Source organism: Streptomyces sp. NPDC020422, assembly GCF_044386705.1.
Classification (GTDB): Bacteria; Actinomycetota; Actinomycetes; order Streptomycetales; family Streptomycetaceae; genus Streptomyces.
Genome location: NZ_JBIRVJ010000013.1, coordinates 76,908 through 90,871, shown reverse-complemented (window position 1 = coordinate 90,871; position 13,964 = coordinate 76,908). Strand labels below are relative to the sequence as shown.

At 72.3% G+C, this 13,964-nt stretch carries 11 protein-coding genes; 3 read left to right on the top strand and 8 right to left on the bottom strand.

What is annotated here, in order from left to right:
- The first annotated feature begins 35 nt into the window (after positions 1-35).
- A complete protein-coding gene (gene helR / locus ACH414_RS30295; RefSeq protein ID WP_386569903.1) occupies positions 36-2,240 on the top strand; it encodes an RNA polymerase recycling motor ATPase HelR in 2,205 nt (734 codons plus the stop codon).
- Between the two features lie 8 nt (positions 2,241-2,248).
- On the opposite strand, the gene ACH414_RS30290 is transcribed toward helR, so the two are convergent.
- Positions 2,249-3,052, bottom strand: a complete 804-nt coding sequence (locus ACH414_RS30290; RefSeq protein ID WP_398944207.1) for a VOC family protein — start codon at positions 3,050-3,052, stop codon at positions 2,249-2,251.
- Positions 3,053-3,169: 117 nt separating this feature from the next.
- Entirely contained in the window at positions 3,170-4,111 is a 942-nt protein-coding gene (locus ACH414_RS30285; protein ID WP_398944205.1) for an endonuclease/exonuclease/phosphatase family protein, read from the bottom strand.
- A gap of 121 nt (positions 4,112-4,232) precedes the next feature.
- Between ACH414_RS30285 and ACH414_RS30280 the strand changes: the two genes are divergently transcribed.
- On the top strand, positions 4,233-5,150 hold the full coding sequence (locus tag ACH414_RS30280) for a glutaminase (protein WP_382541043.1): 918 nt from the start codon (positions 4,233-4,235) through the stop codon (positions 5,148-5,150).
- Between the two features lie 59 nt (positions 5,151-5,209).
- Here the strand turns inward: ACH414_RS30280 and ACH414_RS30275 are convergent, their stop codons facing one another.
- The 5 genes from ACH414_RS30275 to ACH414_RS30255 all read right to left on the bottom strand — a co-directional run bounded on the left by ACH414_RS30275 (position 5,210) and on the right by ACH414_RS30255 (position 10,756).
- Positions 5,210-5,854, bottom strand: a complete 645-nt coding sequence (locus ACH414_RS30275) for a 1,4-alpha-glucan branching protein (RefSeq protein WP_382541041.1) — start codon at positions 5,852-5,854, stop codon at positions 5,210-5,212.
- 80 nt (positions 5,855-5,934) lie between these two features.
- Positions 5,935-7,380, bottom strand: a complete 1,446-nt coding sequence (locus tag ACH414_RS30270; protein WP_382541038.1) for a GH1 family beta-glucosidase — start codon at positions 7,378-7,380, stop codon at positions 5,935-5,937.
- A 61-nt stretch (positions 7,381-7,441) separates the two neighbouring features.
- On the bottom strand, positions 7,442-8,323 hold the full coding sequence (locus tag ACH414_RS30265) for a carbohydrate ABC transporter permease (RefSeq protein WP_382541035.1): 882 nt from the start codon (positions 8,321-8,323) through the stop codon (positions 7,442-7,444).
- A 3-nt stretch (positions 8,324-8,326) separates the two neighbouring features.
- Positions 8,327-9,331: a carbohydrate ABC transporter permease gene (locus ACH414_RS30260; protein WP_382541032.1), complete on the bottom strand. Its 1,005-nt coding sequence runs from the start codon at positions 9,329-9,331 to the stop codon at positions 8,327-8,329.
- A 78-nt stretch (positions 9,332-9,409) separates the two neighbouring features.
- Complete coding sequence (locus ACH414_RS30255) at positions 9,410-10,756, bottom strand: ABC transporter substrate-binding protein (RefSeq protein WP_398944201.1); 1,347 nt, start codon at positions 10,754-10,756, stop codon at positions 9,410-9,412.
- Positions 10,757-11,046: 290 nt separating this feature from the next.
- Here ACH414_RS30255 and ACH414_RS30250 point away from each other — a divergent pair, with 290 nt between their 5' ends.
- A complete protein-coding gene (locus ACH414_RS30250) occupies positions 11,047-12,084 on the top strand; it encodes a LacI family DNA-binding transcriptional regulator (RefSeq protein ID WP_382541432.1) in 1,038 nt (345 codons plus the stop codon).
- 111 nt (positions 12,085-12,195) lie between these two features.
- Here ACH414_RS30250 and ACH414_RS30245 read toward each other — a convergent pair whose 3' ends face one another.
- Positions 12,196-13,959 carry a glycoside hydrolase family 6 protein gene (locus ACH414_RS30245; protein WP_382541026.1) on the bottom strand — a complete coding sequence of 588 codons (1,764 nt, stop codon included), beginning with the start codon at positions 13,957-13,959 and terminating at the stop codon, positions 12,196-12,198.
- Between the last annotated feature and the right edge of the window lie 5 nt (positions 13,960-13,964).

Below are 13,964 nucleotides of genomic sequence, written 5' to 3'. Positions count from 1 at the left end.
GAGGCCAGGACCTGCGGAAACGGGAGATCCACTCAGTGCACGTCACCACCGGCAGCGCGCTCAGCGCGTTCAGCGTCTTTCAACTGCCCGAGCACCTGTCGGCCAAGGCCGACCCCGAACTCATCGCCGCCGACGAGCGGCACTTCGCCGCCGTCGCGCGGAGCATGGAGCAGTCGATCGCCGAACTGGAGGACAGCCTCGACGAGCTCCGCAAGGCACCCGGCGGCGTGGGCCGGGAGGCCATGGACCGGGACACCGCTATCCACCGGCTCACCGCCCGGCTGCGCACGCTGCGCCGCTTCGGCCTCGACCTGTGCCTCGGCCGCATCGTCACCGCCGACGCCGCCGAGCCCGTCTACGTCGGACGGCTCGGCCTCACCGACGCCGAAGGGCGGCGGCTCCTGATCGACTGGCGCTCGCCCGCGGCCGAGCCCTTCTTCGCCGCGACCCATGGCAACCCGATGGGCCTGGCCAGCCGCCGCAGGTACCGCTGGAGCGGCGGCCGGATCGCCGACTACTGGGACGAGGTGTTCACCGCGGACGGCTTCGAGGGCCACGCCGCCCTCGACGACCAGTCCGCCTTCATCGCCAGCCTCGGCGGCAACCGCTCCGCCCGGATGCGCGACGTGCTCGGCACCATCCAGGCCGACCAGGACGCCATCATCCGCGCCGGCTCCCGCGGCGCCCTCGTCGTCGACGGCGGTCCCGGCACCGGAAAGACCGTCGTCGCCCTGCACCGCTCCGCCTACCTGCTCTACGCCGACCCCCGGCTCGGCCACCGCCGCGGCGGCGTGCTCTTCGTCGGCCCGCACCAGCCCTATCTCAACTACGTCTCCGACGTCCTTCCCAGCCTCGGCGAGGAGGGCGTGCGGACCTGCACCCTGCGGGACCTGGTCGCCGAGGGCGCCACGGCGGTGCCCGAGCGCGACCCGGAGGTGGCGAGGCTGAAGGCGTCGGCCGCGCTGGTGGGGGCGATCGAGAAGGCCGTCCGGTTCTACGAGGAGCCTCCCACCGAGGGGATGCGGGTCTCCACCGACTGGTCCGACGTCTGGCTGAGCGCCGGCGACTGGGCCGAGGCGTTCGACGCGGCCGGCCGCGGCACCCCGCACAACGAGGCGCGCGAGCAGATCTGGGAGGAGCTGGTCGGCATCCTGCTGGACAAGCTCGACGAGGACGTCCCGGCCGAGCTGTTCCGCAAGGCGCTGCGGCACGACGAGGAGCTGGTCGGCGCCCTCGACCGGGCCTGGCCGATGCTGGAGGCCGGCGACCTCGTCGGGGACCTGTGGACCGTCCCCGCCTATCTGCGGCTCTGCGCCCCCTGGCTCGCCCCCGACGAGGTCCGCGCGCTGCAGCGGACCGACGCCCACGCCTGGACGGTGTCCGACCTGCCGTTCCTGGACGCGGCGCGGCAGCGCCTGGGCGACCCGGCCTCGTCCCTGCGCAAACGCCGCCGCGACGCGGCCGTCGCCGCCGAACGCGAGCGCATGGCGGGCGTCATCGACAACATCCTCGCGGCCGACGACGACGGCGAGGGCGCCGTGACGATGCTGCACGGGCGGGACCTGCGCGACACCCTGGTCGACGAGAGCGCCCTGCCCGGCGCCGAACGGGACCGGCTCGCCGGGCCGTTCGCGCACATCGTGGTCGACGAGGCGCAGGAACTGACCGACGCCGAATGGCAGATGCTGCTCCAGCGCTGCCCGTCCGGGAGCTTCACCCTGGTCGGCGACCGGGCCCAGGCACGGCACGGCTTCACCGAGTCGTGGCAGGAGCGCCTGGAGCGCATCGGCCTCGACAGGATCACCCTGGCCTCGCTGAGCATCAACTACCGCACCCCGGAGGAGGTCATGGCGGAGGCGGAGCCGGTCATCCGGGCCGCGCTGCCCGACGCCAACGTGCCCACCTCCGTGCGCAGCAGCGGCATCCCCGTCGTCCACGGCTCCGTCACGGAGCTCCACGCGGTCCTCGACGAGTGGCTCGCCGCCCACCCCGAAGGCATCGCCTGCGTCATCGGTGATCCCGCCTTCGAGGCGACCGACCGGGTCAGGTCGCTCACCCCGACGCTGTCGAAGGGGCTCGAGTTCGACCTGGTCGTCCTCGTCGACCCGGACGGGTTCGGCGACGGAGTCGAGGGGGCCGTCGACCGCTACGTGGCGATGACCAGGGCCACCCGGCAGCTCGTCGTGCTGACGAGCCGACCGGGGCGCCAGACCGAGCCGACCTGGCGGCCCGGTCCGTAAGGCCCCGCTCACGGCCCCGTGTCGTCGTCGCTCTCGTCCAGGGTGAAGAGACCGCCCTGCGGGTCCCGCACGGTGGTCCGGCGCCCGTACGGCGCGCGCCAGCCGTCGTCGGCCTCCGGCACCAGGGCGCCGCCGTGGTCGAGGACCGTGGCGACCGCCCGGTCCAGGTCCGGTACCCGGAAGTGGACCAGCCAGCGCGGCCGCCGCTGCGGCTGGTCGGAGGCCGCGTCCGCCGGGCCGCTGTTCAGCCGGGCGACGGCGTCGCCCTGACGGCGCAGGACGACCTGGTCGTCCTCGTAGGAGACCTCGAAGCGCTCCGATCCTCCGTCGACCCACTCCAGGACCCCGCCGTAGAACACGGCGGCGTCGAAGGCGTTGCCGGTGTGCAGCTCCAGCCAGGCCGGCGCGTGGTGCTCGCCGACCCGCCAGCGGGAGGAGATCCGGCCCTCCCAGACACCGAAGGCGGCGCCTTCCGGGTCGGTGGCGAGCGCGGCACGGCCGCGCGGCGGAAACGCGACGGGGCCGACGCCGACGGTGCCGCCGCGCTCGCGGATGCGGGACACCGCCGTGTCGGCGTCGGCCACCGCGAAGTACGGCGTCCAGGCCACCGGTACCGCCATCCGGTCGACCACGGCGCCGATCCCGGCGACGGGCGTGCCGTCCCGCTCGCCCACGGAGAAACCCTGGCCGAGCGGGCCGTGCCGGAAGGTCCAGCCGAGAACCGCCCCGTAGAACCGCTCGGCGGCTTCGAGGTCCCGTGACGCCAGGCTCAGCCAGCAGGGCGCTCCCGGCTCGTCCGCGGAAAGCGGCACCCGGCTCACCTCACTCTCGGTCCGTCCCCCACGTCCTCCAGGCCACCCTCGCCCGGACCTCCCGGCTTCGCCACTCGGTCGGCCCGGCGGGGTGCCCTCCTGCGCCTTCGGGGGCGCCTACGCGACCGTGACCGTACCGACGAGTATCCGGTGGTCGGAGCAGGCCGCCACCCCCGTGCAGCTCGTCGAGATCCCCAGCGAGTCCGCGCCGTACGGGCCGGCCAGCGTGCTCTCCCGCACGAAGATGTGGTCGATCTTGGCGTAGCCGCCGCACGGGGGCGTCGTCCCCGGCGTCCCGTCCGCGGTCCACTCGCCGTAGCCGGGGCAGTTCCCGGCGTCGTCGTCGTCCAGCTCCCGGTACTGCCCGGTGTTGCCCGCGTTGTTCGGGGTGTCCACGCTCGGCGCGTAGTACGAGTTCAGCCGGGCGTAGTGCGGCTGGGCGTTGAAGTCGCCCGCGATCAGGACCGTCTCACCGGCCGAGTGATAGGCCTCAAGCGCGCCCCGGACGAACTCCAGCTGGGCCACGTTGAACGCCTGGTTCGTGGTGATGTGCGTCGTGCAGAACCGGGTCGCCGTGCCGTCCGTCAGCGGCGCGCACAGCATGTTGCGCTTCTCCGCCGAGCCGTCGTCCGGCAGCGGGAGACGGGCGGCGGCGCCCAGCGCCCGCTTGCTGAACAGGGCGTTGCCGAAGGCCTCGCCGTTGCACACCGCGGTGTTCCCGGCCTGGCGGCTCGGCTCGAACCGGCCGAAGTTCTGCGGGTCCTGCGGCCAGCCCCTGGCCCGCAGCTCCGCCACCAGGGCGTCGTACTGGCCCTGGCACAGCTCGTTGAAGGAGGCGAAGTCGGCGCCCCGGGAGACGAGGGAGGCGGCGGCCTGGGTGACCAGTCCGTCGGTCGTCGAGCCGTTGTGGATGGTGTTGCCCGCCACGTTCCAGTGCCAGACCGTGTACGTGCGCGGCGCCGGCGCCTCGTCCTGGGCCGCCGCCGTCGCCGGCAGCAGCACCGCGGCCAGCGCCCCCGCCAGCGCCAGTCGAAGCCCTCTGCGGACGTTTCCTCGCATGCCGGAATCCCCCTCCTGTGGCCGGCCGCGCCGCGGCCGGATGCCGTTTCCGTGCGATAACGGATGATCTTAAGGGGGGCCACCGACAGCGCCCGGTCACCGCCCGGCGCATCATGTGATCATGCTGTTGACGTTCGCACCCGTCCTGGACCGCATCGCCGAGGAGATCGAGGCCCTCGCCGAGCGCGGCCGGCCCGCCGACTACATCCCCGCGCTGGCCTCCGCCGACCCGCGCCGCTTCGGCATGGCCGTCGCCGAGCTCGACGGGACGGTCTACGGCGTGGGGGAGTGGCAGCAGCCCTTCTCCACGCAGTCCGTCACCAAGGTCTTCACCCTCGCCCTCGCCCTGGCCCGCAAGGGCGAACCCCTCTGGGACCACGTCGGCCGCGAACCCTCGGGCAACCCGTTCAACTCGCTCGTCCAGCTGGAGTACGAGAACGGCATCCCGCGCAATCCCTTCATCAACGCGGGCGCCCTCGTCGTCACCGACCAGCTGCACCGGATGACCGGCGACGCCTCCGGTGTCCTGCTCGACTTCCTGCGCGCCGAGAGCGGCAACCAGGACCTCGACTTCGACCGGGACGTCGCCGCCTCGGAGACCGCGCACGGCGACCGCAACGCCGCCCTCGCCCACTTCATGGCGAGCTACGACAACATCGCCAACCCCGTGCCCACCCTGCTGCGGGAGTACTTCCGCCAGTGCTCCATCGAGGCCTCCTGCGCCGACCTCGCCCTCGCCACCGGCTTCCTCGCCCGCCACGGCGTCCGCGCCGACGGCTCCCGGCTGCTCACCCGCAGCCAGGCCAAGCAGGTCAACGCCGTCATGCTCACCTGCGGCACCTACGACGCCGCGGGCGACTTCGCCTACCGCGTCGGACTGCCCGGCAAGAGCGGCGTCGGCGGCGGCATCATCGCCGTCGTCCCCGGCCGCTGCACCCTGGCCGTGTGGGGCCCCGGCCTCGACGAGCGCGGCAACTCCGTCGCCGGAGTCGCCGCGCTCGACCGCTTCACCACCATCACCGGCCTGTCCGTCTTCTGACACGCACCGGGCCGGTCCGCGGGCCCCGGTCAGGACCGGCCGGTCCCGCGGCCCCGCCGTCAGGCCGCGTCGAACACCAGGACGTACGCGCCCCGGCGCTCCTCGCCGTCGGGGAGGCGCCAGCCCGCGGTCACCTCGCCTCGCGAGCCGGCCGCCTTGGCGTCGAGGACCCGCGCCACCCGCAGCACCGGCGCAGCGGCGCCGAGCCGCACGTCGGTGCCGTAGGCCCCGTCCTCGACGACCGGCACCGCGCCCCGGTCCCAGGAGCCCGAGCCGTCGAAGGAGACGGCGACGGTCGGGTCCGGCGTGTCCGAAAGGCTCTGCGCCTGCGGCACCGCCCGGCCTTCGAGCAGGGCCGTCAACTCGCCCAGCAGCACCGGGTCGTGGGTCCCGTCGTACACCCACCGGGTCCCGAGCACCCCGTGCTCGGACGTGCCGATCAGCCCGCCCTCCGCGCCCTCCAGCGGCGCCCCGCGGTAGGTCAGCGGCACCAGATAGGCGTGCGTCTCCTCGCCCGAGGCGTCCGTGACCACCATGAACTCGATGCCCACCTCGCCCTCCGGGTCGTCGAGCCGGAAACCACCCGCCCGCTCCAGGACCGGCTCGGTGCCCTCGCCGCCCCGGTACCAGGGCCGGGTCGGGAGCCAGGTCGCAAGGAGCTCCAGCTTGGTCGGCTGCATCGTGGTCTTGTGAATGACGGCCATTCCTCGTGCACTTCCTCCGCGTCGGTACGGTTCCCGGGCGCGCGGGCCCGCCCCGGAACCGTACCTCTCGCTCCGCTTCCTCAGTCCCTCGCGTCCGGCGCGTGCAGCTCGCCCGAGCGGGCCACCCGCGCGTACCAGCGGGCACTGGACTTCGGCGTGCGCCGCAGCGTCTCGTAGTCGATGTGCACGGCCCCGAACCGCTTCGCGTAGCCGTACGCCCACTCGAAGTTGTCGAGCAGCGACCACAGGAAGTAGCCCGCCACCTCGGCCCCGTCCTCGACCGCCCGGTGCACCGCCCGCAGATGGGCGTGGACGTAGGCGGCGCGCTCCGGGTCGTGCACCGTGCCGTCCGGGCCGACCACGTCCTCGTACGCGGCCCCGTTCTCGCTGACCACCAGCGGCAGGCCCGGGTAGCGCGCCGAGATCCGGGTCAGCAGGTCGTACAGCCCCTCCGGGTCCACCGGCCAGCCCATCGCGGTGCGTTCGCCGTCCGCCTGGTGGAACGCGACGTCGTCGGCACCCGGCCAGGGGGAGTGCGCGCTGTTGCCGTGCCCGTCGTCCTGGGGCTTCTCCTCGCCCTCGCCGACCCGCGAGACCACCGTCGGCGTGTAGTAGTTGATGCCCAGCCAGTCCAAAGGCTGCCCGGCCGTCGCCGTGTCGCCGTCCCGCACGAAGGACCAGTCGGTCAGGTGCGCGGTGTCGGCGAACAGCTCCTCGGGATAGGCGCCTTCCAGCATCGGACCCAGCCAGACCCCGTTGCCGACGGTGTCGATCCGCCGGGCCGCCTCCCGGTCGGCGGCCGACGGGGTCAGCGGGCGCACCTCGTGCAGATTCAGCGAGACCGCGAGCTTCGCCCCGGCCGGCAGCGCGGAGCGCAGGGCCTGCACGGCGAGGCCGTGGCCGAGGTTGAGGTGGTGGGCGGCCCGCAGCGCGGCCACCGGGTCCGTGCGGCCCGGGGCGTGCACCCCGGAGCCGTAACCCAGGAAAGCCGAGCACCAGGGCTCGTTGAGCGTGGTCCAGCGGGTGACCCGGTCGCCCAGGGCGTCGGCCATCAGGGCCGCGTACGCGGCGAACCGCTCCGCCGTCGCCCGCTCCGGCCAGCCGCCCGCGTCCTCCAGCTCCTGCGGCAGGTCCCAGTGGTAGAGGGTCAGAGCCGGCTCGATCCCGGCCGCGAGCAGCTCGTCGACGAGCCGCCGGTAGAAGTCCAGGCCCTTCTGCACGGCCGGACCCCGCCCGGTCGGCTGGACCCGGGACCAGGAGACGGAGAACCGGTAGGCGTTCAGACCGAGTTCGCCCATCAGCCGGACGTCCTCGCGGAAGCGGTGGTAGTGGTCGACGGCGACATCGCCGTTGTGGCCCTGGAAGACCTTCCCCGGGGTGTGCGAGAAGGTGTCCCAGATGGACGGTGTGCGCCCGTCCTCCGCCGCCGCGCCCTCGATCTGGTACGCGGCGGTGGCGGCGCCCCACAGGAAGTCGGACGGGAATCGGCGGACGGCGGTGAGCGGCCGGATCTCGGACGCGGTCATAAGAGAGCGCTCCCAACGCAGAGGAAAAGGATGCGGGACGAACGAGGGGGGAGGGGCGCCGTCAGCTCTTGACGGCGCCCGCGGTGATCCCGCCGACGATGTGCTTGCCGAGCACGGCGAACACGAGGAGCAGCGGCACCGTGGAGATGAGGGCACCGGTCAGCACCACCGCCTGGTCGACGGTGTGGTTGCCCGCGCCGAGCCCGGCGAGCGCCACCTGGAGGGTGGGGTTGCCGTCCGGGGTGAGCGCGATGAACGGCCAGAAGAAGTCGTTCCAGGCCTGCACGAACACCAGCATGCCGAGCACGGCCATCGCGGGCCGGGCCACCGGGAAGACCACGTGCCAGACGATCCGCAGCGAGTGCGCACCGTCCATCCGGGCCGCCTCCACCAGCTCGACGGGCAGCGCCTCGACGAGGTACTGGCGCATGAAGAACACACCGAAGGCGGCGACCAGCGAGGGCAGGACCACCGACTGGAGCTGGTCGACCCAGCCCAGGTCGGTGATGATCCGGTAGAGCGGGATCACGCTGAGCTGCGGCGGGATCGTCATCGTCGCCACGACCAGGGTCAGCAGCGCGCCGCGCCCCTTGAACGGGAGCTTGGCGAAGGCGAAGCCGGCGAGCGTGGAGAACAGCACCGTCGACAGTGCCACGAGCGAGGCGACCACGGTCGTGTTGACCAGGGCCTCTCCCATGTCCACCTGGTTCCAGGCGAAGGAGAGGTTGTCGAAGAGGCGCGGGCCGGGCAGCAGCGGGGCCGGCGCCTCCACCACGCGCTCACCGCTGTGCGAGGCGGCGACGAGGTTCCAGTAGAGGGGGAAGAGCGAGAACAGCGCGGCGACGCCGAGCAGCACGTACGTCAGCGGTCCCGCGTGGTGCTGACGGCCGGCCGACTGCCGGAGCGGATTCTTCCGCTGGGAAAGGAACGAAGTAGCGGCCACGGGTCAGCCCCCCAGCTTCCTGCGTTGCGAACGGGCGACGAGCGACTGGACGGCGCCGATGAGCAGCAGGAGCAGCAGCATCACCCAGGCGATGGCGGAGGCCTGGCCGAGGGCGCCGGTGACCCAGCCCTTCTCGTACATCAGCAGACTGAGCGTCTGGAACTGGTTGCCGCTTCCGCCGGAGATGCCGACGCTGCCGCCGTAGAGCATCGGCTCCCCGAAGAGCTGGGTGGCGCCGATGGTGGAGACGATGATGGTGAAGAGGATGGTGGGCCGGATCGACGGGATGGTCACGCTGAGGAACTGGCGCCAGCGCGAGGCACCGTCCAGCGCCGCCGCCTCGTACAGGTCCTGGGGCACCGCCTGCATCGCCGCCAGGTAGATCAGCGCGTTGTAGCCGGTCCACCGCCAGGTGACGATGGTCGAGATGGCGATCTGCGCGGGCCACTTGGACGCCTCCCAGTCGACCGGGTCGAACCCGACCCAGCCGAGCGCCGAGTTGATCAGCCCGTAGTCCGTGTTGAAGAGCTGGGCGAAGACCAGGGTGGCCGCCGCGATCGAGGTCGCGTACGGGGCGAGGACGGCGACCCGGAAGAAACCGCGGGCGCGCAGCTTGTAGTTGAGCAGATGGGCGAGCCCGAGCGCCATGAGCAGCTGCGGGACGGTCGAGATCACCCCGATGGTGAAGGTGTTGGCCAGAGCGTTCCAGAAGAACTCGCTGGTGGCCAGGTCGGTGTAGTTCTCCAGGCCCTTCCACCGCGGGTCGCCGCCGAGTTCGACCCGGTTGAGGGAGAGCCAGCCCGTGTAGATCAGCGGGAAGAGGCCGAAGGCGGCGAAGGTGAGGAAGAAGGGGGCGACGAAGAGGTACGGGGTCGCCTTCAGGTCCCAGCGGTAGAGCCGGCTGCGGCGGGACCCGCCGGTGCGTCCCGCGCCGGAGCGCGGCGCGGGGGAGGGCGGTGCGTCGGGCGACGGGGAGCCGCCGTTCCTCGCCCGTACGGAGGTGGCCACGGGGGCGTCCTTCCAGGTCGGAGCTGCGGGTGCGAGGGGCGGCGACGGCCCGCGGGGCGGGCCGTCGCGCGCCTCACGTCACTGGTCGATCTTGTCCTCGGCCAGCTTCTTCACGTTCTCCCAGGCCTTGGCCGGGTCCGTGCCGCGCTGCTCGATGTCGAGGATGCCGTTGTCGGTCAGGAAGGTCTTCATCTGGCCGTCCCAGCGGCTGATCGGGGCCGGGCGGATGTTCGCCGCGGCGGCGGCGAAGATCTCGCCGACCGGGGTGTCGCCGAAGTACGGCAGCTTGGCGCCGACCACGGCGGCCGAGGACAGCGTGTCCTTGGTCGACGGGATGTTGCCGTTCACGGCGAACACCTTGGCGTGCTGCTCCGGCGCGGTCAGCCAGGCGGCCAGCTCCGCGGCCTCCTTGGCGTGCTTGCCGGACTTGGGGACGGCGAGGAAGGAGCCGCCCCAGTTGCCGGCGACCGGCGGCGAGGCGATGTCCCACTTGCCCTGGTTGGCGGCGCCCGCCTGGTCCTTGATGATTCCGGTCATCCAGCTGGGGCAGGCGACCGTGGCGAACTTCGAGTTCTTGAAGGCGGCGTTCCAGGTGCCCTTCTCGTCGAACTGGCGCAGCTTGGCGGTGAGTCCGCCTTCCGCCGCCGCGATGGCGGTGTCCCAGGCCTTCTTCACCCCGGGGCTGTCCTCCCAGGCCAGCTGCCCGCTCGCGTTCGCGTACTGCTGCGGCTCGCTGGAGATGACGGCGTTGAAAAGGCCGCTCGCGGAGTCGTGGAAGGAGGTCCCCGCGGGCGCGTTCTTCTGGTACGTCTTGCCGGTCGCCAGGAACTTCGACCAGTCGCCGGCCCAGAGCTTGCCGACCTCGGTGCGGTCGGTGGGCAGCTTGGCCCTGGCGAAGAGCTCCTTGTTGTAGCAGATGGCCATGGGGCCGATGTCGGTGCCGAGGCCGATGACCTTGCCGTCGGCGGTGGTGGCCTGCTTGACCTTCCAGTCGAGGAAGGCGCCCAGGTCGGCGCCGCCGTTCTTGGACAGGTCCACCCACTTGTCGGCCATCGAGGAGCCGGTGGCCTCGGCTATGTAGCCGACCTCGATGGCCTGGATGTCGGCGAGTCCGCTGTTGCGGGAGAGGCGGAGCTTGAGGGTGTCCCAGTACTTCTGGCCGTCGGCGACGTTGGACTCGACGATCTTGATCTTGGGGTGGGTCTTCTGGTACTCGGCGTAGAGCTTGGCCCCGGTCTTGTCGTCGTAGCCGAAGGACCCGAAGGTCCCGATCCGCAGCGTGATGGTCCCGTCGTCGGCGGCGTCCGACCCGCCGTCGTCACCGCCGCAGCCGGTGAGCAGGGCGGTGCCGGCCGTCAGTGCGGCGACCGCCGTGAGTGCGGTGCGGCGGGCGCGGCTCACCCGTCTGCTGCTGGAAGTGCGCATTCCACTCTCCTCGTCCAAGGTCGTGCATGCTGTGCGCTCCAGGGTGGGAGCGCTCCCACGTCGTCGTTGCCGGAAGGTTCCTGCCTGCCGGGTGCCGGTGTCAAGACGTGAACACGGATTCGTCGCCGAGTGGGGCGTGGCGGGAGCCGTGCCCGGAATCCGCTAGTGTGGGAGCGCTCCCATGGTTCGGGTGCCGAACGGCACCGGCTCTGACGGGAGCGGCGGTCGTGGCCTATCTTGACCTGATCGCCGCAAAGGGCGAGGTCCCGCACGAGGGGAGTACCAGGGTGGTGAACGGACGGCAGAGCGGCAGGCCCACGCTGGAGGAGGTCGCGGCCAGGGCCGGGGTCGGGCGGGGCACCGTCTCGCGGGTGATCAACGGCTCGCCCCGGGTCAGCGAACAGGCCCGCGCGGCCGTCCGCCGGGCCATCGAGGAGCTCGGCTACGTGCCCAACCAGGCCGCCCGCACCCTCGCCGGCAGCCGCACCGACGCCGTCGCCCTGGTCATCCCGGAGACCGAGGCACGGCTCTTCGCCGAGCCCTACTTCCTGGAGCTGATCCGCGGGGTCAGCGCCGAGCTCGGCGAGGCCGACCAGCAGCTGCTCCTCACCCTGGTCCGCACCGAGCGGGAGCGGCAGCGCTTCGAGCAGTACCTGGCCGCCCGGCGGGTGGACGGCGTCCTGCTGACCTCGGTGCACGCCGACGACCCGCTGCCCGACCTCGTGCGCGAGCTCGGCCTGCCCGTCGTCCTCGGCGGCCGGCGCTCGGCCGACGAGTCCGCCGCCTTTGTCGACTCCGACAACGCGGGCGCGGGCCGGGCCGCCGTCGCGCACCTCGCCGGGCGCGGGCGCCGCAGGATCGCGACCGTCACCGGGCCCCTCGACATGTACGCGGCCCGGGCACGCCTCGACGGCTACCGCGAGGGCATCGCCGCGGCCGGTCTGGAACCCGACGAACGCCTGGTCGCCACCGCCGACTTCACCGAGGAGGGCGGCCGCCGGGCCATGCGCGAACTGCTCGACCGCAGCCCGGACCTGGACGCCGTCTTCGCCGCCTCCGACGTCATGGCGGCCGGCGCCCGCGGTGTCCTGCGGGAGGCCGGCCGCCGGGTCCCCGAGGACGTGGCCCTGGTCGGGGTCGACGACTCGGCCGTGGCCCGCCTGATGGACCCGCCCCTGACCAGCGTGCGCCAGCCCACCGAGGAGATGGGCCGCACCATGGCCCGGCTCCTCCTCCGGCGGATCGCGGAGACCGCGGACAGCGCCACGGCCGTGGAGGCGGCGCCGAGGGTGCTGCCGACGGAGCTGGTGGTACGGGAGTCGTCCTGACCGGGCCGGGGCACGCCGAGGGGCGGGCCGGGACCCTCGGGTCCCGGCCCGCCCTTCTCCCGTTCCTGCGAGGTCCTGTCAGGAGGTCCTGCCCGAGGCCCTGTCAGTGCCTCACAGCGCCGGGTAGGCGTTCTTCATGAGCTCCTGGAACTGCGCCGAGAACCACTTGCCCGACAGCGGGGCGTTCGGCAGCGCGCCCGACATGCTGTTGTTGTTCCGGGGGTTGCCGGTGTACGTCGGGTCGCACATGCGGTCGAAGCCCTTGCCCTCGTCGTTCGGGATCTCCGAGCTCGCCCCGTCGGACTCGCCCGGGGGCTTCATCCAGACGTACGCGTCGATGCCCGGCTCCGGGGCCGCCTTGGGGCGTTCGCCGAGGCCCGCGCCCGCCTGGTTGCACCAGTTTCCGGTGTTGAGCCGGCGGTCGTAACGGCCGCCGTCGATGTACGTGTTGACGTCGGTCTTCGCGCCGGGGGCGGTCGGCCGGGCGGTGCCGCCCCAGCCGTTGCGGGAGGTGTCGATCAGCATGCCGATCTTCGAGTCGAAGCCGATCGAGACCAGCTTCTCGCGCATCGCCTGGGCGTACGACAGTTCGTCGGTGTAGCGGTTCCAGTCCAGCCACTTGGACTGGCGGACCGAGACGCCGTTGACGGAGTCGTTGATCGAGAAGTGGTCCTCCTTCAGGGCGCTGTAGTTCGCGGTGTTGACGATGAAGCCGGTGACGTTGGCGACGGTCGAACCCTCGGCGGTCGCCGCCGTCTTGAAGAGTTCGGCGGAGGGGCCGAAGTTGTCGTCCCAGCCGAGCCAGCCGTGGTGGCCGGCGTCCAGGTAGTTGTAGACGTTGGGGATCGCGCCCAGTTTGTTCAGGGCGTAGCCGACGCCCTTGATGTAGTTGCCGTTGGACTTCATCACGTCGCAGTTCGGGGTCGCCGTCGCGCGGCCGCTCACGTTGGTGACCAGGTTGGGCAGCGAGTCGAGTTCGACCGTGTTGACGATGCGCAGGCCCGCGTACTTCGGGTCGGACTGGATCGCCGCGATCGGGTCGATGTACTGCGTCTTGTACTTGTCGATCTCCGTCGGGCCGAGTTCGCCGTTGGAGGAGAGGGCCGCGCAGTCCCGGCCGGGCAGGTTGTAGATGACGAACTGGACGACCATCTCGCCGGCGCCCTTCTGGCGCAGCGCCTCGTCGAGGTGCGCACGCACGCCCATGCCGCCGTTCGCCCCGTTGATCGCGGCGATCCGGTCCACCCAGATGCCGGTGGGCTGGTTCGACACCCGGGTGCCGCCCGGCTCGGCCGCCGCGTGGGCGGACCACTCCGGGTTCACGTACACCCGGGCGCCGACATAGGGGTTGTCCGCCTTGGTCCCGGTGGGCGGCGGCGTGGTCGGAGGCGTGGTGGGCGGGGTCGTGGGGGGCGTGGTCGGCGGGGTCGTCGGCGGAGTGGTCGGCGGCGTCGCGCCGTTGCAGACCACGCCGTTCAGCTTGAACGAGGTCGGGATGGCGTTGGTCCCGCTGTAGGAGCCGTTGAAGCCGAAGGAGGTGGAGCCTCCGGTGGCCAGGGTCCCGTTGTAGGAGAGGTTCTTGGCGGTGACGGCGGCGCCGGACTGGGTGATCGCGGCGTTCCAGCCCTGGGTGACCGCCTGGTCGCCGCCGAAGGACCACTCCAGGGTCCAGGCGGAGACGGGGTCCCCGGTGTTGGTGACGGTCACGTTGGCGCCGAAGCCGGTGTTCCACTGGCTGGCGATCTGGTAGTCGACCCGGCAGCCCGGGGTGGCGGCCCCGGCGGCGGCCGTGCCGATCACGGTGGCGGTGGCGCCGGTCGCCGTGATCAGGCCGAGTGCCGCGAGCAGGGCGGTACGGCTGGTTGTGCGGCTCATGGGGG